The sequence below is a fragment of the Pseudomonas bananamidigenes genome, from assembly GCF_001679645.1.
GTDB classification, from domain to species: Bacteria; Pseudomonadota; Gammaproteobacteria; order Pseudomonadales; family Pseudomonadaceae; genus Aquipseudomonas; species Aquipseudomonas bananamidigenes.
This window is the reverse complement of the sequence record NZ_LRUN01000013.1, coordinates 1-24,578: the sequence shown is the minus strand read 5'-3', so window position 1 is coordinate 24,578 and position 24,578 is coordinate 1. Positions and strand designations below refer to the sequence as shown.

The window sequence follows — 24,578 nt, the reverse complement described above, 5'->3', positions numbered from 1 at the left end:
TTTTTGATCTGCTAGCATTGCGTGCGGATCAATCCTGATCGGTTACGAGTGCTCAGTATGCAACTTCCGGACATGAACCTGTTGGTCGCCCTCGACGCTTTGCTCGACGAGGGCAGCGTGGTCGGCGCCGCGCGGCGGATGAATCTCAGCCCGGCGGCCATGAGCCGCACGCTGACGCGGATCCGCGAAGCCATCGGCGATCCGATTCTGGTACGTGCCGGTCGGGGGCTGGTGCCGACGCCCAAGGCACTGGAGCTGCGTCAGCAGGTGCGTGATGTGGTCGAGCAGGCAGCGCTGCTGTTCCGCTCGGCAGATGCCGTGGAGCTGGGCACGTTGCGCCGACGCTTCAGTATTCGCGCCAACGATTTTTTCGTCGGCGTGTACGGCGGCAAACTGTTCGATACGTTGGATAAACTGGCGCCGCACTGCGAGTTGCGCTTCGTTCCCGAGGGGGACGGTGACGATGAAGCGCTGCGAGAAGGGCGGATCGATCTGAGCGTCAGTAACACGCGCCCGGTGACCCCGGAAGTCAAAGTGCAGAACCTGTTTTCCACCCACTTCGTCGGTCTGGTGCGTGAAGATCATCCGTTGCTGGACGGCGAGATCACCGCCGAGCGTTATGCCGGGTTTTCCCATATCAGCATGTCCCGTCGCGGCATTGCCCGTGGCCCCATCGACACGGCGCTGAATGCCTTGGGTCTGGAGCGGCGGGTGGCGGTGATTGCGCCGAGTTTCCACGCGGCAATGTTCGCCCTGCCGGACTCCGATCTGATTCTGCCGGTGCCCAAGGAAGCGCTGCTCAGTGTGCGGCGGCTGGGTTTGAAACTGCGCTCGTTCAATCTGCCGATCCCGCTGCCGACGCTGATGCTGACCCAGGCCTGGCACCCGCGTTTCGACAAGGATCCGGCCCACCGCTGGCTGCGGGAAACGCTCAAGACCTGCTGCGACGAAACCTGGCTGGCGGCGCAACCCTGACGATTGCGTCTGACGCACTTATAAGCTGCCGATAAGTCAATTTTCGTCAGCACCAAGCCTTACTAAGATGCTCCGGTATTTTTCCCTCCGGAGTTTGCCTGCATGACATCCCTGACGGTTACGGCGCCAATGGCCGCTGCCGCTCCGATGGCCGCCGCGCCACCGGTGTTCGGGGCGCGGATCATCATCGGCCTGGTCGGCGTGGTGCTGGCGGTGCTGGTGTCGGGTCTCAACGAGATGGTGACCAAGGTCGCCCTGGCCGACATTCGCGGCGCCCTGAGCATCGGTTACGACGAAGGCACTTGGCTGGTCGCGAGTTACACCGCGACCTCGGTGGCCGCCATGGCGTTTGCACCGTGGTGCTCGGTGACGTTCTCCCTGCGCCGTTTCACCCTGTGCGCCATCGGCCTGTTCACCTTGCTCGGGGTGCTCTGCCCGTTCGCCCCGAACTACGAAAGCCTGCTGCTGATGCGCATCCTGCAGGGCCTGGCCGGCGGCGCATTGCCGCCGATGCTGATGACCGTAGCCCTGAGGTTTCTACCGCCGAACTTCAAGCTTTACGGCCTCGCCGGTTACGCCCTGACTGCCACGTTCGGCCCCGGTCTCGGTACGCCGCTGGCCGGGTTGTGGACCGAATTTGTCGGCTGGCAGTGGACCTTTTGGCAAATCATCGTGCCGTGCCTGATCGCCATGGCGATGGTGGCGTACGGCATCCCTCAGGACCCGTTGCGCCTGGAGCGCCTCAAGACCTTCAACTGGAAAGGCCTGTTGCTGGGGTTTCCGGCGATCTGCATGCTGGTGATCGGCCTGTTGCAGGGCAATCGTCTGGACTGGTTCGAGTCGAACCTGATTTGCGCGCTGCTGGGTGCCGGCTCGCTGTTGCTGGTGGCGTTCATGATTCATGAATGGTCACAGCCGATTCCGTTTTTCAAGTTGCAGATGCTCGGCATTCGCAACCTGTCGTTCGCCCTGATGACCCTGGCCGGGGTGTTGGTGGTGCTGTTGGCGGTGGTGCTGATTCCTTCGAGCTATCTGGCTCAGGTGCAGGGTTATCGGCCGGTGCAGACCGCGCCGATCATGCTGCTGGCGGCGTTGCCGCAATTGATCGCACTGCCGTTGGTGGCGGCGCTGTGCAATCTGCGTTGGGTCGACTGCCGCTGGGTGCTCGGGATCGGGTTGAGCATGTTGGTGCTTTCTTGTCTGGGCGGATCGCAGCTGACTTCAGTGTGGATTCGCGACAATTTCTACGTCCTGCAATGGCTGCAGATTTTCGGCCAGCCGATGGCGGTGCTGCCGTTGCTGATGCTCTCCACCGGCAGCATCCAGCCCCAGGACGGGCCGTTCGCTTCGGCCTGGTTCAACACCGTGAAAGGCTTGGCAGCGGTGGTCGCCACCGGGGTGATCGAGGCGTTGACCACGGCGCGCCTGCATTTTCACTCGACCATGCTGGTTGATCGCCTCGGCAATTCGCCGCTGGCCGCAAGCAACGACCCGGCACTCGCTCATCGCCTGCACGAACAGGCGGTGGTGCTGACTTCTTCGGATCTTTATCTGTGCATGGCTGGCGTCGCGGCGGCGCTGATCCTGCTGATTTTCTGGCTGCCGACGCGGATCTATCCGCCTCGCGCGCCGACCTGACTGGAACAGAAGGTTTTTTATGACGACTCAAGCAAAGCAAAAACTCGCGGTGGCCGTGGCGACCGCGCTGGCGGTCGGCGTGCTGGTGTATCTGGCGATGCCCGGCCTGTTCGGCAAGCGCACTCAGCAGAGCACCAACGATGCCTTCGTTTCTGCCGATTTCACATTGGTGGTGCCGCGTGTGGCGGGGTTCATCAAGGAAGTGCTGGTGGAAGACAACCAACAGGTCAAGGCCGGGCAGTTGCTGGCGCTGATCGATGATCGCGACTTGCGCGCCGCCGCCGAAGCCGCCGATGCGCACACCGTGGTTGCCCGTGCGCAATTGCAGAACGCCAGAGCCACTTTGGAGCGGCAGGCCTCGGTGATAGCTCAGGCGCAGGCATCGGTGGTTTCGGCCAAGGCTGAAATGGCTTTCGCCCAGCAGGAGTTGAACCGCTATGACCACCTGGCAGGCGTCGGTGCAGGCACCGTGCAAAACGCCCAGCAGGCACGCACTCGCATTGATCAGGCGACTGCGCGACTGGACACCGCCACGGCAAAACTGGCGGCGGAACGCAAACAGATCGAAATCCTCACGGCGCAGCGCGATGCCGCCGAAGGCAGCTTGAAGCAAGCTCAGGCGGCGCTGGAAATCGCCAGTTTCGAGCTGTCCTACACGCGCATCACTGCGCCCCAGGACGGCATGATCGGCGAGCGTGCCGTGCGGGTCGGTGCTTATGTGACGCCGGGTAGCAAATTGCTGGCGGTAGTGCCGTTGAAACAGGCTTATGTGGTGGCCAACTTCCAGGAAACCCAGCTCACCGACGTGCAGCCGGGGCAGGATGTTGTCGTGCGGGTCGACAGCCTTGGTGGTGAAGCCCTCAGCGGTCGCGTCGAAAGCATTGCCCCGGCCACCGGCGTGACCTTCGCCGCGGTGAAACCGGACAACGCCACCGGCAACTTCACCAAAGTCGTGCAGCGGATTCCGGTGAAGATCCTGCTGGAGCCGGGCCAGCCGCTGGCCGAGCGCCTGCGGGTGGGCATGTCGGTGGAGGCGAGCATCGATACCAAAAGCTCGGTGCGCGAGGTGACGCAGCGATGAAACGCATTCAGTCCATCACGATGGTGCTGAGTCTTTCGGCGTTGGCGGCGTGCACCGTCGGCCCGGACTTTCAGAAGCCCGAAGCCAGCCGAATCGCCGAATGGGCAAAGCCGTCAAAACCCGCCCCGAGTCAGGCGGTCAGCGAACCCTTGAACGAACGCTGGTGGGACGTCTTCCATGATGCGCAACTCTCAGCCCTGACCCAGCGTGCCGTGAGCAGCAACCTCGATCTGCAACTGGCCAGCAGCCGCCTGCAACAAAGCCGCGCCGCCCGCCAGGTGATCACCGCCGACCGCTATCCGACCACTGCCGCAACCGGCAGCTACGCACGCAAACGCAACAGCGGTGAAGGTTTGAACGATCCGTCCGGACACAACGGGAATTCTGCTTTCAACCTGTGGGACGCCGGTTTCTCCGCCTCCTGGGAGCTGGATTTCTGGGGCCGTGTGCGTCGGGAAACCGAAGCCGCCGACGCCAACCTCGAAGTCGCGGAAAACGACCGGCGCGGCGTTCTGTTGGCGGTACTCGCCGACACTGCGCAGAACTACATCCAGCTGCGCGGCGTGCAAAACACCCGCGCGGTCACCGAGCAGAACCTCGATGTGGCGCGACACAGCCTGAAACTCTCGCAACTGCGCCTCAATGACGGTGTAGCCACCGATCTCGACGTCGCCGAAGCCGCGGCGCAAGTGGCGGCCATCGAATCGCGGTTGCCGGCGCTGGAGCAGCGTCAGGCACAACTGATCAACGCCATCAGCCTGTTGATGGGCGAACCGCCACAAGCGCTGGCCAAAGAGTTATCCACAGACGCGCCGGTGCCGCAGTCGCCGCCGGAAGTCGCCATCGGCCTGCCGTCGCAACTGGCCGAGCGCCGACCGGATATCCGCCGGGCAGAAGCCCGGTTGCACGCCGCCACTGCCAACATCGGTGTGGCCAAGGGCGATTTCTATCCGCGCATCACCTTGTCCGGCAACCTCGGCTCGCAAGCCATGCAACTCAGTGATTTCGGCTCCTGGGGCTCACGGGCCTTCGGCATCGGCCCGCAATTCAGCCTGCCGCTGTTCGACGGTGGCCGCTTGCGCGGCGTGCTGCAACTGCGCGAAGCCCAGCAACAGGAGGCTGCCATCGGTTATCAACAGACCGTACTGCGCGCCTGGCATGAAATCGACGACCAGTTGACCGCCTACAACGCCAGCCAGCGCCGCCGCGACAGCCTTGCCGAAGCCGTGCGCCAGAACCGGATCGCCCTGCGCACCGCACAACAGCAATACGTCGAAGGCGTGGCCGACTTCGTCAATGTCCTGACCGTGCAAAGCGCACTGCTCGCCACCCAGGAACAATGGGTGGAAAGCTCCACCGGCGTTTCGCTGGCGATGGTCGGGTTGTACCGGGCGTTGGGCGGGGGATGGGAGTCGGTGTATCCGGTGGGGGAGATGGCGCAGCGTTGAGTGCATAAGCGCAAAAAATAAAAAAACCGGCCGAGGCCGGTTTCTTTACCCCAACTGCCAGCGAACTGAATCGCTACGTACGGGGTTGAGTGCGGTGAGAGTAAGCAACGAACGATAAATCGGCAATAACGGCCCTTTGGAAAGATGCGTAGGAAACTTCCCTAAAATTTGTAAGCGACGAAAGCGCCCGACTCGAGACGAATGATGGCCTTTCGCTTGACGCTAAACCCCGCTGTCGTAGACTCCGCTCATCCGTCAGGGAGTAGCGGTCATGCAGCGTTTTCGTGGTTGGGTTATCGGATTGGCCTTTGTAACGTGTGCAGTCCAGGCGCAAACGCCTGTGCCAGACGATCCGCTGCAGGATAACGTCGGCGCTGCCAATGCCTCGGCCGGCAGCGAGGCGCGGGGCGTATTGCGGGCGCGGGACCAGGCGACGCTCGCCAGCGAGCTGTCCGGGCGGATCGTCGAGTTGCCGTTCAGCGAGGGCGAGGCGTTCAAGAAGGGCGATACCCTGGCGAGGTTCGACTGTTCGGCCTATCAGGCCCAGTTGAATGCCGCGCAGGCCGCCAGCCGTGGCGCCGGCGAAGAGTTGGCGCACAACCGGCAACTGGCGGCGCTCAATTCGGTGGGGCGTTTCGAAGTGGCGCGGGCCGAGGCCAAGGTCAGCGAAACCCAGGCGCAATCTCAGGTTTATCAAGTTCAGGTCAAGCGCTGCAGCGTGGTCGCGCCGTTCGACGGACAAGTGGTCGAGCGCAAGGTGCAGCGCTACGAAAGCGTGGCCGCCGGTGCGCCGCTGCTCGATGTGGTCGACAACCGTACCCTGGAAATTCACTTGCTGGTGCCTTCGCGCTGGATGGCGAAACTCAAGCCCGGCCAGACGTTCAGTTTTGTTCCCGATGAAACCGGGCAGCCGATCGACGCCACGGTCAAGCGCCTCGGCGCGCGGATCGATGAGGGCAGTCAGACGCTGTTGCTGGTAGCAACACTGCCCGAAGCCAAAGGCTTGCTCGCCGGCATGAGCGGCACGGCGCGTTTCCCGGAGCTCAAGTGAACGCCCCGGTGAGCGGCGGCGCCGAGCAGGTGTTCGCGCGGTTTCTCGATCTCGAACGGCAGACCCGCGCCGCCCGCGAGGCTTCGCAGTTGGCCTACAGCCTGGTCAATGACGGGCAGTCGCTGTTCGGTTATCGCCATGCGGCCCTGTTGATCGCCGGCAAGGTGCAGGCGGTGACCGGCGTCAGTGCCGTTGAGCCGAATGCGCCGTTCGTGGCCTTCGTCGAGCAGGCGGTGGCGCAGTTGTTCAAGCAGGATGTGTTGAGGGTGGCCCGTGTCATTTCGCCGGAAATGGTCAGCGAGTCGATCCAGAGCGACTGGCGCAGTCTGTCGGCGTTGCAGGTCTTCTGGCTGCCGCTGATCGACCGCGAGGGCCAGATGTTCGGCGGATTGTGGCTGGCCCGCGACGTGCCGTGGAATCCTTCCGAACAAGTGCTGCTGTCGCAACTGGGTGACACCTACAGCCACGCCTGGCTGGCCTTGCAACCGCGCAAGCCGTGGCGCCTGCGTTGGACCCGCAAACGCCAGGTGGCGCTGGTCGCTGTGCTGTTGCTCGGTTTGTTGATTCCGGTGCGCCAGTCGGTGCTGGCCCCGGCCGAAGTGGTGCCGCTGGGCGGGCGCGTGGTGGCGGCGCCGCTGGACGGGGTGATCGCCGAGTTTCTGGTCAAACCCAATCAGAGCGTGAAAACCGGTGATCTGTTGCTGCGCTTTGAAAGCACCACGCTCAAGGCCCAGGCCGATGTCGCCGAGCGTGCGCTCGGCGTCGCCGAAGCCGAACTCAAAGCCAATTCCCAACGTGCATTCGCCGACGCCGAATCCAGTTCACGGGTGGATCTGCTGGCCGCCCGGGTCGAGCAGAAACGCGCCGAACGGGATTACGCCCGGGAACTGCTCAACCGCAGCGAAGTGCGTGCCGAGCGCGACGGCATTGCGGTGTTCGCCGACGCCGAGCGCTGGACCGGCAAACCGGTACAGACCGGCGAGCGACTGATGGAAATTGCCGACCCGAACCAGGCCGAACTGCGTATCGAGCTGGCGGTGGGTGATGCGATTTCATTGGAACCGGGTGCCGATATTGCGCTGTTCCTCGACAGCGATCCGCTGCAACGCCACGTCGCCAGACTTGAACGCTCCGCCTACGAGGCGCAACCCACCGCTGGCGGCCAACTGGCCTATCGGCTGGATGCGAACTTTACCGATGCACCGCCGCGCATCGGTCTGCGTGGCACGGCGAAGATCTTCGGTGACCGCGCACCGCTGGCGCTGTACCTGCTGCGCAGGCCATTGGCCGGTTTGCGTCAGAGTGTGGGCCTGTAAATGAACCTGCCGAGCCTGCGTGCCGACCTGCAGCTGTCGCCCGCGGCGCCGGCACTGGACGGTTCGCCGCGCTGGACCCTGGCCGATCCGGTGCGCGGCCGCTATTTCAAACTGGGTGCGGCGGCGATGCGCCTGTTGCGCCACTGGTCCCTGGGCGATCCCGAGCAAGTGCTGCGCGCTGCCAATCGCGAACCGGGCCTGCCGCTGGATGGCGTCGAACTGGAGCAACTGCTGACGTTTCTGCGCGGGCATGACCTGATCAGCGCCCTCGACGATCAGCAACGCGCCAGCTATCCGCTCAAGGCCCTCGCACAACGCCAGAGCCTGTGGAAAATCCTGCTGCATCAATACCTGTTTTTCCGGATTCCGCTGTGGCGGCCGGACGCGTTTCTCAATCGGGCGTGGCCGTGGCTACAGCGCTTTGGCCCCAATATCCTGCGCTACGGTTTTCCGGCGACCCTGGGGCTCGGGGTGTTTCTGGTGTCGCGGGACTGGCAGCGCTTCGTCGGCACTTTTCCCCACCTGTTCAGCCTTGGCGGGGCGATTTCGTTCGGTGTGGCGCTGTTCTTCGCCAAGCTCTGCCACGAATTCGGCCATGCCTTCATGGCCAAGCGCGCAGGGTGTCGGGTGCAGAGCATGGGCGTGGCGTTCATGGTCTTGCTGCCGATGTTCTACACCGACGTCAGCGATGCCTGGCGGGTCAACGACCGGCGTGCGCGGCTGCTGATCGGCGCCGGCGGGGTGCTGGCGGAATTGCTGCTGGCCTGCATCGCCTTGCTGGTCTGGTCATTGCTGCCGGACGGTCCGGCGCGCACGGCGGCGTTCATGCTCGCCAGTGCGACCTGGATCACCACGCTGGTGGTCAACCTCAACCCGTTCATGCGTTTCGATGGTTACTTTCTGCTCAGCGATCTGTGGGAAGTCGACAACCTTCAGGGCCGAGCATTTGCCTACTGTCGCTGGCGCCTGCGTGAGTTTTTGTTCGGCTATGGCGCACCGGCGCCGGAGCCTTGGTCGCCGGCGATGCAGCGGCGTTTGCTGATCTGGGGGTATGGCTCGTGGTTATGGCGTGCGGCGTTGTTTTTCGGGATCGCGCTGGCGGTCTATCACCTGTTCTTCAAGGTGTTGGGGATCTTCCTGATGCTGGTGGAACTGGTGTGGTTCATCTTTCTGCCGATCATGAGTGAGTGGCGCCAATGGTGGAGCCGCCGCGAACAGGCTCACGGCCCGCGCGTGCTGCTCAGCAGCCTGGCGGTGCTTGGCCTGCTGCTGGTGCTGATCGTGCCGTGGCGCAGCGCCGTCGAATTGCCGACGATGCTCGAGGGCGGTCGGGCCAGTGCGTTGCATGCACCGATGGCGGCACGGATCAAAACCGTGAGGGTTGTCGACGGCCAGACTGTCGCTCAGGGTGATGTGCTGATCGAGCTGGAGTCGCCGGATCTCGACTCGCGGCAGGCCATCGTCCGTCGTGAAATCCGGATTCAACAGTTGCTGATGCGCCGTCAGGCCGGCCGCAGCGAAACGGCCGCCGACGCCGGCATCGTCGAACAGCGACTGGCCGAAGCCGTGGCGGAATACCGTGGCCTGAGTGCCCGCCGTGAACGCCTGCTGCTGCGGGCACCCCACGCCGGCACGTTGCGCGACTTGTTGCCGAACCTGACGCCGGGGCGCTGGCTGTCGAGCAAGGATGCGCTGGCCCGGGTGGTCGAGGACGGCTCGCGCCTGCGCGGCTATGTGGCCGAAGCTGAATTGTGGCGGGTCAGACCGGGCGCCACCGGGCGGTTTATCGCCGATGACCCGATGCACCCGGCGATCACCGTGAAACTCGATGAAATCGATACCAATGGCGTGGCCTATGTCGATCAGGAAGCCTTGACCTCCGACCATCACGGGCCGATTGCCGTGCGCCGTGATCAACAGCAACGGGCGGAGCCGGTGCAGGCGCAATACGGTGCGCGATTGACTACGCTGGATCAGCCATCGACACCGGCGCAGCCATTGCGCGGCGTGGTGGTGTTGCAGGGCAGCGGTGAATCGGTGCTCGGCGTGGCCTGGCGTCGGCTGGCGGCGCTGGGCGTCAGGGAAAGCGGTTTCTAGGGAGCATGGAGATGACGGAAAACCTGGCAGCAGACGGATTGGTGGTGCGGCCTTCGCGGGCGACCGACGGCCCCTTTCTGCAAAGCCTGTATCAATCGGCGCGGCCGGATCTGCAATGGATCGACGGCGAGCAGGAACAGGTGCAGCAAATCGTTGCCCAGCAGTTTCAGGTGCAGGAGCAGGGCATGGGGGAAAACCACCCCAACGCCATGCACTACGTCGTGGAAAAACTCGGCACGGCCATCGGTGCGCTGAGCACCGACTTCGGACCCAATGAGATCCGTGTGTTGTACATCGCCTTCATCCCCCAGGCGCGGGGCAAGGGCTACGGTCGCGTGGTACTGCATGGCGTGCAAAAGGCCGCGCAACAAGTGCGCTGCCCGGTGGCGACGGTGGTCTGGGCCAATAATCCCCATGCACGTCAGCACTATCTGGCGCTGGGCTTTACCGTGGAAGAGTGCAACCCGGCGGCGGAGCGTCTGGTGTGGTATCCACAGGGCTGAGTCAGATGACCGAGTCGATATCGAAGGTGTGTGGAGCGCCGATCCTGTGGCCATAAAGTGTCGCCATTAACGGGTCATCTTCACTGGCGTCCGGCGCCATGGCCAATTGTTCCGTCACGAGGTTTTCCGGGTGCGCCTGCCAGCGCGGCAGGCTTTCGGCCAGGCGTTCCGGTTGTTCTGCCGGCACGCCATAGACATCCATGGCCGTCATGCGTCGATGCCGCAGCCGGGCCAGTCGTTCGCGGGTGGTTCGAATGAGATCGACCTCTCGATTGAGCGCCTGGAGAATCTTTTCCCGGCTACGGACATAGCTGTCCGGCCGCCCCCGCAGATTGTTGCGCTGGGTGCGCAGCTGATCGGTGATGCGTTGCAGGGCCGATTCGACCAGCGCGAATTCCCGTTCGGTCACCAGCGTTCGGTTTGAGTCCAGTGCTTCCTGCCAGCGTCGCAACACTGCCCAGCAGGCCGGAATGTAAGCGCCCGTCATCGAATGGTGCCCGGCGTCGAAGATCTGCCTGAGCAGGGACGGACGATCCGGCAGACCTCGCTGCTGCCGGATCGCCACGTCGCACGCGGCGTGTTGGCTGATGGTGTCGCATCCCGGTTCCCAGAGGATCGAAGACACCTGCTGACGCCCGAACTCCACCGGCATGGCGTGCCGCAGGCTGCCGTGATGGTCATAGGCTTCGCCAGTCCAGTTGGTGATGCCGGCAACGAACACCGACAAGCCCACCGGCACATTGACGAACGTCAGCGCCGCCCCGGTGCCGTAGATGTCGGCCTTGGTGTTCATCCAGCTGCCGGGCACGCTGGGCACCGGGTCGTTGTGATTGACCATGCGGTGGTGCACGAGATCGGCGGCGCCCTTCACGAAATCCGCATCGCCGGCGCGGGGGGCGCCGTAGGTGTAGAGCTGGATGTTGTAGCCTTCGGGGCGGCGACGGAGCATTTCGGACAGCAGCAACGTGATCGCGCCGCCGAGGCTATGGCCGCAGATCAGGAGGGTTTGGCCGGTGTAGAACTTTTCGAGGTAACTGACGACGAAAGTCGCGGCTTTCCTGGCAGCTTCATAAAAACCCCGATGTACGTGGCCTTTGCCTTCGGCAAATGGCACTTGCAAGGCATCGGCATCACGTAATCCATCGGCGATTATTTCGGCGGTGCCGCGAACGGCGATCAGGATCAGTTCGTCGTTGTGCGTGATGAAGGCTTGGGTGTCGGTAGCCTCATTTCCTTCGCTTCTGTCATCAAGGAAGTGAACCTTGGCCGGATGCTCTTGTGACTCCATCTTCTTCGGGTCATTGACTTCGTAGAGATCCGAGTCGAATGGGACTATCTCCAGGCGTTTGGAATACGGCACGTCTTCGTACAGAGGGTAATAGGCTTTGATTTGATTTGAGTCGACCTTCCATAGTTCGTCGGATTTGGCCAAGGCATCGCCGAACCAATTGCCCACGCTGGGTTGTAAAGGAAAGGTGACCCGATTTTCTTTGATGGGAACGGTTCCCGGTTCTTGGCCGAAGGGGCAGTAACTCAAGGTCGCCATCAATGAAAGCTGGTACAGATTGAGTGCACAGAATTCCGGAGCTGTGGATAACATCGGGCGCAACGCGCGTAACGGGCGCACTTCAAGAACGGTGTGACGTTGTGGCATCAGCGCTACGCCAAGTTTTCCGTGTTCGCGCATGATTGCCGCACAACCCGAGTCGAGAGGGTAATCGCGATAGACCTCGGGAGGCAGGTGCGAGGCATATCTCACCAAATGGCGGACTTCGACTTGAAAATAATCTGAGCCGTCTGCGATCTGGGGTCGATGCCGTGTGCGGGTAGCATTGAGGTTCAGGTAGCGGGTTTTCTCGGCTCTGACCTGAAGTTCAGTAATTTTCAGGGGGTAATGTCGCCTGCCTTGCAAGCTTGAGTAGAGCTTTTCCTTTCCATCGTACGCTTGATCAAACAGCAACGATAAAGGCCCCGCAAAGTGATTATCCACCCTGCCCTTGCCCGCAGTGTCCAGGCTGCCCGTGTATTTATGACCCTCCGAGTCGGTGGCGATATAAGCCAGCCCGGCGTAGGGCTCACCCGAGCAGAACTCGTCGATGAGTTGGAAACTTGTCCATCTGCCGCCTGCAGGACATGTCAGCAGGCGGCTACCCAACGGCGATTGCAGATCCTTTTCAAGTGATGTCATGGTGAAACTCCTTATTCCGTGCAACCTGGATAAATGGTGCAGACTCGGCCATCGGGCATGGTGAAAGTGCTGAAGTCGGTGTAGTTGCCGTAACAGAAGGCGTACTGATCCTCAAAGTTGTCGCCCAAGCATCGTTTCCAGCCGTTTGTAAATTTGACCCACGTGTCGCTGAAGTAAGGTTGTTCTTCCCTTGCTAACTTGATCTTCATCCTCACGGTTTTGCCTGGAAGTTGATCGTGGGTGTATGCCGCAAACGGGCGCCCCGGCTCTGGCGTGCCCAGAGCATCGGTTTCCTTGCAGTCGAGTATTTTTCGCAGGATTCTCGGCTTGCCCGAGGTGCGAAACAGCCACTGGCATTGGCCGTAGAAAATGCTTAGACCTTTATGCTTAAAAGTGCCTTTATATCGATCGTCCAATTCCGACCGTATAACAACAGCAGCGCTATCAGCGCTGATATCGCTCCAGTCCTGCCCGTAGGCGGCTCTGATGTCCAGATCAATTCGACGTATTACCATCGGGCAACCATTGAAGGTCTTTCGGATGACAATTTCGGAAACAGGCTCGTACTTTTCTCGCCAGTTTCTGTTGAATCTGTTGGCTGTTTTACGAAGGTCTATGGCTCTGCAGGTTTCACTACTATTTATCGGTTCATATTCTGCGAGAGCCTCATAGGCGAACCCTGGCGGTAACTCTGCCGTGAACGTGAATATATTTGGCGGTTCGGTTTTGCAGCCGGTCGTGAGGGCAAGACAACAGAGCAAAGTCGCACTGCGCAGCGCGAGTCTGATCATCGGTGAGGTCAGTGTTGGAGATTGCAGATCTTTTCCAAGTGATGTCACGACGAAATCTCCTTATTCCGTGCAACCTGGATAAATGGTGCAGACTCGGCCATCGGGCATGGTGAAAGTGCTGAAGTCGGTGTAGTTGCCGTAACAGAAGGCGTACTGATCCTCGAAGTTGTCGCCCAAGCATCGTTTCCAGCCGTTTGGAAACTTGATCCATGTGTCTCTGAAGTAGGGCTGTTCTTCCCTTGCCAGCTTGATTTTCATCCTCACGGTTTTGCCCGGCAGTTGATCAGGACTGAAAGCCCCGAAGGTCTTGCCATAAGCACGTGCTCCTTGGGCGTCGACTGTTCTGCAATCAAGGATCTTTCTGAGAATTCGCGGTTTTCCCGAGGTGCGAAACCACCACTCACACTGGCCATGGAAGGTGCTTTCACCGGCTTCGTTGAATACACCTTTGAACTGCTCCTCCAGATCATCACGGATGAAAACCATGGCTTCGTCACCACCGAAGTCGCCCCGTGTTTTGCCATAGCTCGAATTGATCTCCAGCTCGATTCGCCTTACGACCAACGGACACCCCTTGACCGTCTTGCGAATCGTGATTTCGGCATCCGGTTTGTAGTCCGTGCGCCACTTGCTGTTGAACACCGGCGCAAGGTTGTCGCGTCTGTCGAGGGTGCAGGTCTGGCCTTTCTCGGGTACGTAGTAAACCGCTGCCACATAGGCAAATCCCGGTGGCAGATCGGCAGTGAATTTGAAGGTATTGGGCAGTTCGCTCCTGCAGCCGCCCAGTGCCGCGAAACAGCCGATCAGACCGAGGCTTTTGAGCTGAATCTTCATCAAGGTGTCTCCCCGTTCCAGCTCTTCGAAAGCTGGTAAACCCGATCAAAGTGTTCCTCTGGCGTTTCCTCCGGGCGGGCTTGCCAATGGGGCGCGAGATTGGGGGTGTGGAGACTCTGGATCAGCAGAAACTCCAGCCGTTCCGGCGCCAGCCAGCCCCAGGCTTGGGCCTGGGTCAGTCGTTCACGGATCCAGATTTGCGGATCCTGTACGCACGCCAGCGCGGAATAAGCCTGTACATGCCCGGCCAGCAGAAAGCGGTGGGCATTGGCCAGACGAATCTCCATGGCTTGCTCGTCAGGCATCGGCAGTTGCAGCCACGGCGGCGTGTCCGGTACGGGGCAGTTGCCCGGCGCGGGGTTGTCGGTGACCTGCCAGTGCGCACCCTGCCAATGGCAAACGCTGATCGCCGGCCCGAGATACGCCGGCAACGCCTCGACCGGCAGATGTTCCAGCGCCCGGCCCAGTACCCGGTTGTCGTGAAAGCGGTACAGCGCCTGATGCGGACGGGCGCCGATGATCAGCCGCTCCTGCCAGTGTCGGACCCACGCCTTCAAATCGCCCTTGCCCAGGCTGGCGAACCACCCCCAGTGACTGTCCGGTCTGTCGAGCAAGGCGTCGAGACGACGATCATCGGGTTGGTCGAAGGTGAAGAGGAACGGGCCGGTGTCTGCCAGTTCGGCGACGGCGGTTTCGCCGTAGACACTGGCGTATTGCTCGTAACGGCAGCTTTTCAGCCAGCGCTGACGCATCTCGCGTTCGTTCTGCGAGTCGAGAACCAGGCACAGGAGGCGGTCGGCACGGTGCTGCTCGAGCAGCCAGCGTCGTACAGGGGCGTCGGTCATGCAGCGGCCTCCGGCACCGTGCACATTCCGGTGCGGCAGGCTTCGCAGATCGGGCAGAAGTCGGCCCCCAGGGTTTTGCTGGCAGCCATCAGTGCCTGTTGCGAAGGCGCGACCAATGGCGGCAGCGGTGCAGGCCCCGGCAGATTTTCAATACCGTCGGGCTGCAGCAGCGGGGCGCGCAGCAAGGGCACGGGGACGCCGCCGATCAGCAGGTCGCTGCTGCCGAAAAGTCCGCTGTGGTCGAGGACAAAATGCTCGCCACCGACTTTCAGACTGATGCTTTTACCAGCCTCCAGCACCAGATGATCGCCGGCGCTGAAACCTGTCTGCCCGGCGGTTTCGACCGTCAGCGACTGCCCCACCCGAGTATGGCTGCTTTGGCTGATGTGCAAATAGTCGCTGGCCTTGAGACGGGTCTTGCGATCACCGGCAGTGATGCGCTGCTCTTCGCCATGCAGTTCGCTGTAACGGGTACCCCGGATGGTCTCCCGGTGCTCGTGGCCGACCTCCACATGGCTGTCGTGCTCGATCCTTTGTCGAAGATCGCGCTGGGCGCGCAGATAGATCTCTTCCTGGCCTGCACGGTCTTCGATCATCAGCTCGTTATAACCCGCGCCGTCCGGCGAGCTGCGGGAGCGAAACACGCTGCGGGTCTTGTGCGCCGGCAACTCGTAAGGCACTGGGTTGGCGCTGTTGGCCAGGCAGCCGCTGATCACCGGATGGTCGGGATCGCCGTGGAGAAAGGTCACCAGCACTTCCATGCCCACACGCGGAACGATCATGCTGCCGTGAGCATTGCCGGCCCAGCCCGAGGCCACGCGCAGCCAGCAACTGCTCTTGTCGTCGTGGCGACCCTCGCGATCCCAGAAGAACTGCACCTTGACCCGGCCATATGCGTCGCAATGAATGTCTTCACCTTCCGGGCCGGTGACCACGGCGGTCTGGATCGAGCCGATGCAGGGCTTTTGATAGCGCATGGGCGGGCGATGAATCGCTTCCCAGGGCGTTGCCTTGAAATGGTTGCGATAGCCCTGGACGAAATCGTCTTCGGCAACTGATGGCGTGTAGCTCGCGGTTTCCTCCAGTACCTGCGGTTGCTTGCCTTCGTGCCGGATTTCGGTCAACAGCCAGAGATCGTTCAATGCCGGATCGGGATGTCCGGCCAAAGACAGAAAGTGGCCCGAAATCAGCGCCGGTTCGTTGCTGTCACCTTCACCCAGGCAGTGATCGGCCCGGTGGCGTTCCAGGGCATTTCTGGCCAGCCGCTTGCCGTGTTCACGATCGAGATAGCGCCCCGGGTATTCATAGGCTTCAAGGACAGGCTGCCGGTGTCCGGCCGATGCCCGGCTGTCCGCCGCCAGCGTGATGCGCGCCTTCTTGAAGTCATGGGCGCGGCTGGCGGTTCGGTCGGGCCGGGTTTCGAGACGGTAGTCGAAACGCTGGATCACCGGCCTGTCGGCGACCATTGCGTTATGCGGTTTGTAGAGCGTCGGACCGGGGAGACGGGGAAACACGGTCTGATCATCGCCGAAGGTCAGCAGGTGCCCGTCACGGCCATGACGGAAGTGGTAATGCAGGCCGTCTTCCTGGCACAGACGCTGGATGAAGTGCAGGTCGGATTCGTTGTACTGCACGCAATACTCACGGTCCGGCAGCGGGTGGCCGATTCGGAACCGATAGCGGTCAGCGTGAATGCCATGTTCTTCGAGGATCTGCGCGATGATGCGTGGGACGCTCAGGTTCTGGAATATCCGTTGATTGATGCGATGACGCAGATTGGCCAGAAGAGGCGCAAGGGTCAGGCGGTATCGCGTCAGCCGTTTGCCGATGTGGCCTCGGGCGATGTGCTGGATCTGTCCATGGATGCCGTGTTCCTGGTCATCGAGGGCAAGAAAGGCCAGCTGATGCAGCAGGCCTGGAAGGTCGGCATCCGGCCTCGGGCTGACCAGTTCGATCCGGAAAGAAAAAGGCGCGTTGATGGCTTCGCTGCCGCTGAAGGACAGCACCTGAAAATCGTGTTTAACGTCGTCGATCGTAAGGCGAAAGCGTGCGTTGGCATCGAACATCCGTTGTTCCTCGTCCAGTGACGGATTCGGAACAACGCTAACAAGGTGATCGGGGAAATGATGTCGGACGTTTCCCAATAAATTGGTTTAAGTCCCCGGACTACAAGGATCCGGTTTTGCTCCTACATCTTTTGCCTACAAGGTTTGGCGCAGATTCTGTCCGGGGGGGTCAGTTGAATGAAATGCAGAAATACCCCAACTGCGAATCCCGCCCCATGGCCGGTACCCGGGACACGAAAATATCCTCCACCCGGCCGAACTCCGGCAGCTCCAGTGCACACAGGCCGTCGACAAATTCCGTCGGCACCAGGCTGTTGAACTCGAGGCAGAAGGGCATGCGTTCGCTGTAGCGCATTTTTGCCGACGGGACCTCTTCGAGGTGGGCGAGGAGAATTGGCAGCGCCGTGCCATCCGGCAGGTGCAGTGTGCGTTGTTGCCCCAGCAATGGCTGGAGGTGTTCGATCTGAACCGATTGCAACATGGTCTGACTCCAGAGAGAAAACGAAACGTCCGGGGGCTCGGGGCCCCCGGACGATCACTCAGTTGCGCGACGGGAAGAGGCCGTTCAGGGCAACGCTGAAGTTGAGCACCAGGAAAGGATTCATGATGCCCAGCGGCTGGCTGCCGCCGGTGGACGAAATGTCACCGGTGACGGTGGTGGTCAGGCCTTTGATCGGCACCGGCGTGGCGCCCTGGGCGTCGGAATAGATGTTCGCCGAGCCAGGGCCGCCGCCGGAGGCGCCGATGTAGGAATTGGTGGCGGTCGGCACGGTCGCCGGATTGCTTGCCGGAACCGCCAGTTGCAGCGCGGTGTTGGCGCTCAGACCGGTCATCGCATGGGTGTGGTTGGGCATGTTGGCAATGGTGGCGGTGACGCTTTCGGTACCGGCCACCTGGCCGATGACGCGCGGCGTCAGGCCCAGACCGTTACCCTGGGCCATTGGCACGCGCCCCTGCAGGTTGGGCAACTGAAAGTTGGTCGTGCCGTTGCCGCCGTAGTAGGTGCCCAGCAATGCGAACAGCGCGTTGTACTGTGCAATGGACAGGGTCTGTCCATTGCACAGGGCCCAGCCGTTGGGAGCGAAGTTGAAGGCGAACGGTTGAATCGTACCCATAAAGACTTCCATGGTTCCTCATCCTTCTGTTATGTGGTTGGCGCGCCGCGCGTTAGCCTGTGTTGTCGGGGCCGGTGAAAGACTCCGATGACACCCGCCGCTTGCGCGGGCAGGTCACGCCAAGCCGTAGCGTAGACCCGGATCGGCGGACTTGCCGGACGTCGTCGCGGTCGCGCGTCGGCTTCGCCGCTGGCCTACAGTGAGCGCAATGATCGAAGCTGTTCTGTACTCGGAAAAATCTAAGGGAAGCTTGATGGAAGTCCGTCGCGAGACTCCGCTGGGGGATACCCAGGATCCGTTTGCCGCACCGAATGCAGGTGTCCGGCGTCTGCTGCGCTGGGTCCGTCGACAGTGGCTGATACCGATTCTGCTGCTGGCGACAGCCGTGCGGTTTTATGACCTGACCGCCGCCGCGATCTGGGGCGACGAAGGCTCCAGCCTGCTGCTGGCGCGCTATACGTTGGGTGGAATCTGGGAGCACGCGGCGTTCGATGTGCATCCGCCGTTGTACTTCATGCTGCTGCATGGCTGGGTCAGTGTGTTCGGCGAAGGGATCCTGTCGATCCGCAGTCTCAGTGCCCTGGCCGGTATTGCCACGGTGGGTGTGGGCATGTGCCTGGTCGATCGTCTGGCGACCCGCCGCGCGGCGATCATCGCCGGGGTGCTGCTGGCGCTGCTGCCGACGGCGGTGCGCTACAGCCAGGAAGTGCGCATGTACTCGCTGCTCGGCCTGCTGCTGGTCGGCACCACTCTGGCACTGATCTGCTGGGTCAGACGCCCGCAGCGCCGACGGTATCTGGTGATCTATGCGTTGCTGATGAGCGCCGCGTTGTACACCCACTACTTTGCGGTGCTGGCGGCACTGAGTCATTGGCTGTACCTGGGGCTGATTCGCCTGTTGCCGGGCTATCGCCTGCGGCATATCCAGCGCAAGGACTGGTGGCTGGCCAATCTGGCGATTGTCGCGCTCTACCTGCCGTGGCTGCCGAACCTGCTCGATCTGACCCGGCACATGGAAGAGCTCAAGGTCGGGGGCGATGTGGGCTGGGAAGATCCGGTGACCCTGTCGTCGCTGCCGTCGATGATCTGGCTGTGGCTGACCCAGAACGATGGCGATCATCTTCCGCTGCTGCTGTTCTGCGGCATGCCGCTGGCCATGCTGGCGCTGGCGGGCGTGGCCGTCGCCCGTGACCGCAGCGTGAACCATGGCAGCGTGTTGTTGGCGCTGTATACCGGTGTGCCGCTGTTTCTGGTGTTCGCCGTGTCGTTCATCAGCCCGGTGTTCATCGAGCGCTATCTGACGGCCTATGCGTTGGGCCTGCCGATGCTGGCAGCGCTGGCCATCGACCGCTTGTACAGCCGCGTTCGCGTATGGGCGCTGGCGTTGCTGGTGGCGTTTGTCGGCATCGAAATGGTCGGTGTGAACACCAATGCCACGGTCGATCCGAATGATCAGTTCAATGTCATGGTCGAGCACATCAACCACCACTTCGTCAGCGGCGACCGGATCGTCACCAGCGACATGCTCTGGTACTTGAGTTACGTCTATTACAACCGCACCGATGCTCAAGTGCGGCTGTTTACACCACCGACTGCCGAGGGGCGTTCGACCCGTCCGAACCATTACGGATTTGGCACGCTGGTGTCCGACGAGGTGTATCTGGATCGTCTTGCGGACCTGCCGCAGGGCAGTTCCCGGGTCTGGCTGATCGGCGATCTGGACCCGGAAGTCCCGGACCCGTTCCTGCCGCTGCCCAAGACCTGGCAGTTGCGTGAACAGTCCAATGCTGGCGGGGCGAAAGCGCGACTTTTCGTTCTGGAAAAGGACAATCGTACCAACGGGGAATGACTTAAACGCTTCACCTTACGACTGGCAATAAGAAAGGGTCTGACAAGTCCGTTTTGCTCTATGTTGATGTCAAAACACTACTAGTCGAAAGGGCTTTGTTGGACTACGCTCGTCGGACAAAAGGACTTACAAAGTAAGGTGAAGGGATTGCAGCAGTTCCACTTTATCTCCGGCTTGCCGCGCTCAGGCTCGACCCTCCTTTCTGCGATCCTTTTGCAGAACCCGCGCTTTCATGCAGGCATGACCAGCCCGGTCGGCGCACTGTTTTCCGGTGTCCTTGAACAATGCAGCGCCGGCAGCGAATTCGGCGCGGTGATCGACACCGACTTGCGCCGTCGTCTGTTGCGTGGCCTGTTCGACTCCTACTACGCCGACAAGGCCGACAAACCGGTGGTGTTCGACACCAACCGTCAGTGGAGCGCGCGCCTGCCGGCGATCAACGATCTGTTCCCCAAAGCCAGGGTCATTGCCTGCGTGCGCAACGTCGCCTGGGTGATGGACAGCCTGGAGCGGCTGTACCGCGCCAACCCCTACGAAAACACCAAGCTGTTCGGCGATGCCGTCGAGCGCAACACCGTCTACAGCCGCTGCGAAACCCTGGCCCAGCGCAACCGCCTGGTGGGTTTTGCCTGGGCGGCGCTCAAGGAAGCCTATTACGGCGAGCATGCCGACTCGCTGCTGATTGTCGATTACGACTTGTTGACCCAGGCCCCGGAGCGGGTGCTGCGGCTGGTTTACGACTTCATCGGCGAGCCCTGGTTCGAGCACGATTTCGAACACCTGGCCTATGACGCGCCGGAGTTCGATCAGGCCCTCGGTGTGGCCGGTCTGCACAAGGTCAAACCCAGGGTCGCCCTGGAGTCCCGGCGCACGATCCTGCCGCCGGATCTGTTCAAGCAATACGCCGATCTGTCCTTTTGGCTCGATGGCTCGGCCAGCGCTGCCAATGTGATTCGTATGAAGTCCGACGCCGCGATCAGTTGATCGCGGCGTTTTTCATTGATGCGTTTACAACTGTTCGAGTCCGGGTGAGCAACATGTGGTGGAGCAAGCAAAAGTCGCGGGTAACCGAGGGCCAACGGACGCTGGCTGCGCCGCTGATCATGTCGCTGGAGCCGCGCATGCTGTTCGACGGCGCGGTTGCGGCCACCGTGGCCGATACTGCCGCAGCCCAGCCCGACAGCCATCCCGCCGCCGACGCAGCCAAGGCGCCGACCGCCGATCATCCGGTGGCCAGCAAGGACACCCACGGCCAGGCGGACGCCACACCCGCCGCCAGCCCGGTTGCCGTGCCGGGCCAGACCGTGGTGTTCGTCGATGCCCGGGTCAAGGACGCCGACGGCCTGCTCAAGGGTGTTGCTCCCGGCACGCAGGTGGTCAAGCTCGACGCGAGCAAGGACGGCTTGCAGCAGATCGCCGATTATCTCGACCAGCATTCGGGTGTCAGCTCGGTGCAGATCATCGCCCACGGCAATGCCGGTGACCTGTGGCTCGGCAACAGCTATCTGTCGGCGGACAACGTCGCGCAGCGCAGCGCCGTGCTGGCGGAAATCGGCAAGGACATGAACGTCGGCGGCGACATCCTGATCTATGGCTGTTACACCGCCGAGGGTGACCGTGGACTGAGCTTCGTCGATTCCCTGGCGCAAATGACCGGTCGCGACGTCGCGGCATCGAACAACCGCACCGGGGTGGGCGGCGACTGGGACCTGGAGATCGCCACCGGCAAGATCGAAAGTGCCAACGTACTTTCGGCCCGGGCGATGAGCGAATATCAGTGGGGCCTGGCCACCTGGACCGCGACCAACAACCTGAACACCGGCGTCGGCTCGCTGCGGGCAGCGCTGGCTTCGGCGCAGAACGGCGACATCGTGACCTTCAGCAGCGGCATGACGGTGCAGCTCACCTCGGAATTGCTGATCAACAAGAACATCACGGTCGACGGCGACCTGAACAACGACGGTGTCGCGGACGTGACCCTCGACGGCCAGTACAGGACCCGTGTGGTGGAAATCACCTCCGGCAGCACGGTGACGCTGGACGGGCTGGTCATCACTCGCGGCCTCGTTTCCGGCAACGGCGGCAATGGCGGCTATAGCGCCACCGGCGCCATGGGCGGCGGGATTTTCAACGCCGGCATTCTCACGCTGAACAATGTTTCGGTCACCGGCAACGCGGCGGCGGGCGGTGGCGGCGGCGGTGGTGTCACGAGCCCCAACTACGGCGGCGGTGGTGGCGGTGGCGGTGGCCTCGGCGGCCAGGGCGGCGGCCATGGCGGTACCGCCGGGCCGGGCACCGGTACGCTGGGCGGCCAGGCCGGCAGCGGTGGCGTCGGTGGCTACGGCGGCGGCTATGACGCAACGCACATGGGCGGGCGCGGCGGTTCCACCACCGGTGGTGCGGGCGGTGTCGGCGTGTCGTATTACAGCAACGGCGGCAACGGCGGCACGGCCAACAACGGCACGATTTCCATCGGTGGCGGCGGTGGCGGCTCCGGCTGGGACAAGGTCGGCGGCGCGGGCGGTAACGCCGCCGGCGGCATTTACAACGCTTCTACCGGGACCCTGAAAATCGTCGGCACGTCGGTCATCAGCAATAACATCGGTGCGGGCGGCGGTGGCGGCGGCGGCAGCGGTCAGGGGAGCAACAACCAGAATGGCGGCGACGGCGGACGCGGGGTCGGTGCGATCTGGAACCAGGGCGGCACGGTACTGATTACCGCCTCCAACTTCAGTGCCATCAGTGGCAACGCGGCGGGCAGCGGCTCCGGAGGCCTGGAGCTGGGGGGCGGCGTCACGGGCTCCGTGCCGTTGGCTTTTGCAGCGATCTACAACAACGGTGGCACCCTGAACACCGCCTATGTGGAACCGCCGACCGCCACGATCGTGATGTCGGACACGGCGCTGAAAATCGGCGAAACCTCGCTGGTGACCATTACCTTCAGCCGCGCGGTGACCGGTTTCACCAACGCCGACCTGACCATCGCCAACGGCACGCTGAGCGCAGTGAGCAGCAGCGACGGCGGCATCACCTGGACGGCGACCTTCACCCCGACCAACAACATCACCGACGCCACCAACCTGATCACCCTGGACAACACCGGCGTGACCGCGATCAGCGACGGCGTGGCGGGCGTCGGCACTACCAGTTCCGCCAATTACACCATCGATACCGCGCGGCCGACCGTCAGCATCGTGATGTCGGATACCGCGCTGAAGATTGGCGATACCTCGCTGGTGACCTTCACGTTCAGCGAAGCGGTGACCGGTTTCACCAACGCCGACCTGACCATCGCCAACGGTACGCTGAGCGCCGTGAGCAGTAGCGACGGCGGCATTACCTGGACCGCGACGTTCACCCCGACCGCCAGCATCGCCGACACCACCAACATCATCACTCTGGACAACACCGGTATTGCCGACCTGGCCGGCAACGCCGGCAGCGGCACCACCGACTCGGCCAACTACGTGATCGATACGGCGCGCCCGACCGCAACCATTGTCGTCGCTGACAGTAGTCTGACGGCGGGCGAAACCTCGCTGGTGACCATCACCTTCAGTGAAGCGGTCAGCGGTTTCACCACCGCCGACCTGACGGTGGCCAACGGCACCCTGACCGGCCTGAGCAGCAGTGACGGTGGCATCACCTGGACCGCCACGCTCACGCCGACCGCCAACATCACCGACACCACCAACCTGGTGACTCTGGACAACACCGGGGTCAGTGACCTGGCCGGCAACGCCGGCAGCGGCACCACCAACTCCAACAACTACGCCATCGACACCGCACGGCCAACCGCGACCATCGTGGTGGCGGACAACAACCTGAAAATCGGTGAAACCTCGCTGGTGACCATCACCTTCAGCGAGGCGGTGACCGGCCTCACCAACGCCGACCTGACCGTTGCCAACGGCACATTGAGCGCGGTCAGCAGCAGCGACGGTGGCATCACCTGGACGGCGACGTTCACACCGACCGCCAACATCACCGACGGGACCAACCTGATTACCCTGGACAACACCGGCATCGCTGACCTGAACGGCAACGCCGGCAGCGGTACCACCAATTCGAACAATTACGCCATCGACACCCAGCGTCCGACCGCGACCATCGTGATGTCCGATACCGCGTTGAAGATTGGCGAAACCTCCCAGGTGACCATCACCTTCAGCGAAGTGGTGACCGGTTTCACCAACGCCGACCTGACCGTCGCCAATGGCACGCTGAGCGCCGTGAGCAGCGGTGACGGCGGCATTACCTGGACGGCGACTTTCACACCGACCAGCAACATCACCGATGCCACCAACGTCATTACCCTGGACCAAACCGGCGTCACCGATCTGGCCGGCAATGCCGGCAGCGGTACCGTCGATTCCGGCAACTACACCATCGACACTCAACGCCCGACGGCAACCATTGTGGTGGCCGACAGTAACCTCACCGCTGGTGAAACCTCATTGGTGACCATCACGTTCAGCGAAGCGGTCAGCGGGTTCACCAATGCCGACCTGACGATTGCCAACGGCACGCTGACGGCGGTCAGCAGCAGCGACGGCGGCATCACCTGGACCGCGACCTTCACGCCGAACCTGGGCGTCAACGACGCGACCAACGTGATCACGCTGGCCAATACCGGCATCGCCGATCTGGCCGGCAATACCGGCAGCGGCACGACCAGCTCCAACAACTACACCATCGATACAATGGTGCCGACGGCGACCATCATCGTGTCCGACCCCAGTCTGAAGATCGGTGAAACGTCGCTGGTGACCATCACCTTC

The 24,578-nt window shown here is 62.3% G+C and carries 18 protein-coding genes; 11 read left to right on the top strand and 7 right to left on the bottom strand.

Going from position 1 to position 24,578, the window contains the following annotated elements; all coding sequences use genetic code 11:
* Positions 1–57 precede the first annotated feature (57 nt).
* The 8 genes from BBF94_RS05850 (at position 58) to BBF94_RS05815 (ending at position 10,109) form a co-directional block, all read left to right on the top strand.
* Entirely contained in the window at positions 58–975 is a 918-nt protein-coding gene (locus tag BBF94_RS05850; protein ID WP_065258105.1) for a LysR family transcriptional regulator, read from the top strand.
* Positions 976–1,077: 102 nt separating this feature from the next.
* Positions 1,078–2,613, top strand: a complete 1,536-nt coding sequence (locus tag BBF94_RS05845) for an MFS transporter (RefSeq protein ID WP_065258104.1) — start codon at positions 1,078–1,080, stop codon at positions 2,611–2,613.
* A gap of 19 nt (positions 2,614–2,632) precedes the next feature.
* Entirely contained in the window at positions 2,633–3,694 is a 1,062-nt protein-coding gene (locus BBF94_RS05840; protein WP_065258103.1) for an HlyD family secretion protein, read from the top strand.
* The gene (locus BBF94_RS05835) at positions 3,691–5,142 is read left to right on the top strand and encodes an efflux transporter outer membrane subunit (protein WP_065258102.1); all 1,452 of its coding nucleotides are present in this window, start codon (positions 3,691–3,693) and stop codon (positions 5,140–5,142) included. Before BBF94_RS05840 ends, BBF94_RS05835 begins: the two co-directional genes overlap by 4 nt.
* Before the next feature lie 271 nt (positions 5,143–5,413).
* Entirely contained in the window at positions 5,414–6,193 is a 780-nt protein-coding gene (locus BBF94_RS05830; protein ID WP_065258101.1) for an efflux RND transporter periplasmic adaptor subunit, read from the top strand.
* Complete coding sequence (locus tag BBF94_RS05825; protein ID WP_065258100.1) at positions 6,190–7,509, top strand: efflux RND transporter periplasmic adaptor subunit; 1,320 nt, start codon at positions 6,190–6,192, stop codon at positions 7,507–7,509. Before BBF94_RS05830 ends, BBF94_RS05825 begins: the two co-directional genes overlap by 4 nt.
* Complete coding sequence (locus BBF94_RS05820; protein WP_065258099.1) at positions 7,510–9,606, top strand: HlyD family efflux transporter periplasmic adaptor subunit; 2,097 nt, start codon at positions 7,510–7,512, stop codon at positions 9,604–9,606.
* A gap of 11 nt (positions 9,607–9,617) precedes the next feature.
* Positions 9,618–10,109 carry a GNAT family N-acetyltransferase gene (locus tag BBF94_RS05815; protein ID WP_404820919.1) on the top strand — a complete coding sequence of 164 codons (492 nt, stop codon included), beginning with the start codon at positions 9,618–9,620 and terminating at the stop codon, positions 10,107–10,109.
* A 1-nt stretch (position 10,110) separates the two neighbouring features.
* Here BBF94_RS05815 and BBF94_RS05810 read toward each other — a convergent pair whose 3' ends face one another.
* The 7 genes from BBF94_RS05810 to BBF94_RS05780 all read right to left on the bottom strand — a co-directional run bounded on the left by BBF94_RS05810 (position 10,111) and on the right by BBF94_RS05780 (position 17,960).
* A complete protein-coding gene (locus BBF94_RS05810; protein ID WP_065258097.1) occupies positions 10,111–12,297 on the bottom strand; it encodes a lipase family protein in 2,187 nt (728 codons plus the stop codon).
* 11 nt (positions 12,298–12,308) lie between these two features.
* The gene (locus BBF94_RS05805) at positions 12,309–13,085 is read right to left on the bottom strand and encodes a hypothetical protein (RefSeq protein ID WP_082302371.1); all 777 of its coding nucleotides are present in this window, start codon (positions 13,083–13,085) and stop codon (positions 12,309–12,311) included.
* Positions 13,086–13,148: 63 nt separating this feature from the next.
* The gene (locus BBF94_RS05800) at positions 13,149–13,922 is read right to left on the bottom strand and encodes a hypothetical protein (RefSeq protein WP_065258095.1); all 774 of its coding nucleotides are present in this window, start codon (positions 13,920–13,922) and stop codon (positions 13,149–13,151) included.
* Complete coding sequence (locus BBF94_RS05795) at positions 13,922–14,767, bottom strand: DUF4123 domain-containing protein (protein ID WP_065258094.1); 846 nt, start codon at positions 14,765–14,767, stop codon at positions 13,922–13,924. The genes BBF94_RS05800 and BBF94_RS05795 overlap by 1 nt, the downstream gene beginning before the upstream one ends.
* Entirely contained in the window at positions 14,764–16,833 is a 2,070-nt protein-coding gene (locus BBF94_RS05790; protein ID WP_065258093.1) for a type VI secretion system Vgr family protein, read from the bottom strand. Before BBF94_RS05790 ends, BBF94_RS05795 begins: the two co-directional genes overlap by 4 nt.
* Positions 16,834–17,002: 169 nt before the next feature.
* Positions 17,003–17,314, bottom strand: coding sequence for a DUF6916 family protein (locus BBF94_RS05785; RefSeq protein WP_065258092.1), 312 nt, complete (start codon positions 17,312–17,314; stop codon positions 17,003–17,005).
* A gap of 58 nt (positions 17,315–17,372) precedes the next feature.
* Positions 17,373–17,960: a phage tail protein gene (locus BBF94_RS05780; protein WP_065258091.1), complete on the bottom strand. Its 588-nt coding sequence runs from the start codon at positions 17,958–17,960 to the stop codon at positions 17,373–17,375.
* 241 nt (positions 17,961–18,201) lie between these two features.
* On the opposite strand from BBF94_RS05780, the gene BBF94_RS05775 reads away from it, so the two are divergent.
* The 3 genes from BBF94_RS05775 to BBF94_RS05765 form a co-directional block, all read left to right on the top strand.
* Entirely contained in the window at positions 18,202–19,797 is a 1,596-nt protein-coding gene (locus BBF94_RS05775) for a glycosyltransferase family 39 protein (protein WP_065258090.1), read from the top strand.
* Between the two features lie 138 nt (positions 19,798–19,935).
* A complete protein-coding gene (locus BBF94_RS05770) occupies positions 19,936–20,781 on the top strand; it encodes a sulfotransferase family protein (protein WP_065258089.1) in 846 nt (281 codons plus the stop codon).
* Between the two features lie 53 nt (positions 20,782–20,834).
* Positions 20,835–24,578, top strand: a 3,744-nt coding sequence (locus BBF94_RS05765) for an Ig-like domain-containing protein (protein WP_141676551.1), incomplete at its 3' end; no start/stop codon positions are given.

Coding starts and splice junctions, on each gene's coding strand:
- BBF94_RS05845 (WP_065258104.1), top strand. CDS start 1,078: ATGACATCCCTGACGGTTACGGCGCCAATGGCCGCTGCCGCTCCGATG.
- BBF94_RS05835 (WP_065258102.1), top strand. CDS start 3,691: ATGAAACGCATTCAGTCCATCACGATGGTGCTGAGTCTTTCGGCGTTG.
- BBF94_RS05780 (WP_065258091.1), bottom strand. CDS start 17,960: ATGGAAGTCTTTATGGGTACGATTCAACCGTTCGCCTTCAACTTCGCT.
- BBF94_RS05795 (WP_065258094.1), bottom strand. CDS start 14,767: ATGACCGACGCCCCTGTACGACGCTGGCTGCTCGAGCAGCACCGTGCC.
- BBF94_RS05790 (WP_065258093.1), bottom strand. CDS start 16,833: ATGTTCGATGCCAACGCACGCTTTCGCCTTACGATCGACGACGTTAAA.
- BBF94_RS05815 (WP_404820919.1), top strand. CDS start 9,618: ATGACGGAAAACCTGGCAGCAGACGGATTGGTGGTGCGGCCTTCGCGG.
- BBF94_RS05800 (WP_065258095.1), bottom strand. CDS start 13,922: ATGAAGATTCAGCTCAAAAGCCTCGGTCTGATCGGCTGTTTCGCGGCA.
- BBF94_RS05775 (WP_065258090.1), top strand. CDS start 18,202: ATGGAAGTCCGTCGCGAGACTCCGCTGGGGGATACCCAGGATCCGTTT.
- BBF94_RS05785 (WP_065258092.1), bottom strand. CDS start 17,314: ATGTTGCAATCGGTTCAGATCGAACACCTCCAGCCATTGCTGGGGCAA.
- BBF94_RS05850 (WP_065258105.1), top strand. CDS start 58: ATGCAACTTCCGGACATGAACCTGTTGGTCGCCCTCGACGCTTTGCTC.
- BBF94_RS05820 (WP_065258099.1), top strand. CDS start 7,510: ATGAACCTGCCGAGCCTGCGTGCCGACCTGCAGCTGTCGCCCGCGGCG.
- BBF94_RS05830 (WP_065258101.1), top strand. CDS start 5,414: ATGCAGCGTTTTCGTGGTTGGGTTATCGGATTGGCCTTTGTAACGTGT.
- BBF94_RS05810 (WP_065258097.1), bottom strand. CDS start 12,297: ATGACATCACTTGAAAAGGATCTGCAATCGCCGTTGGGTAGCCGCCTG.
- BBF94_RS05840 (WP_065258103.1), top strand. CDS start 2,633: ATGACGACTCAAGCAAAGCAAAAACTCGCGGTGGCCGTGGCGACCGCG.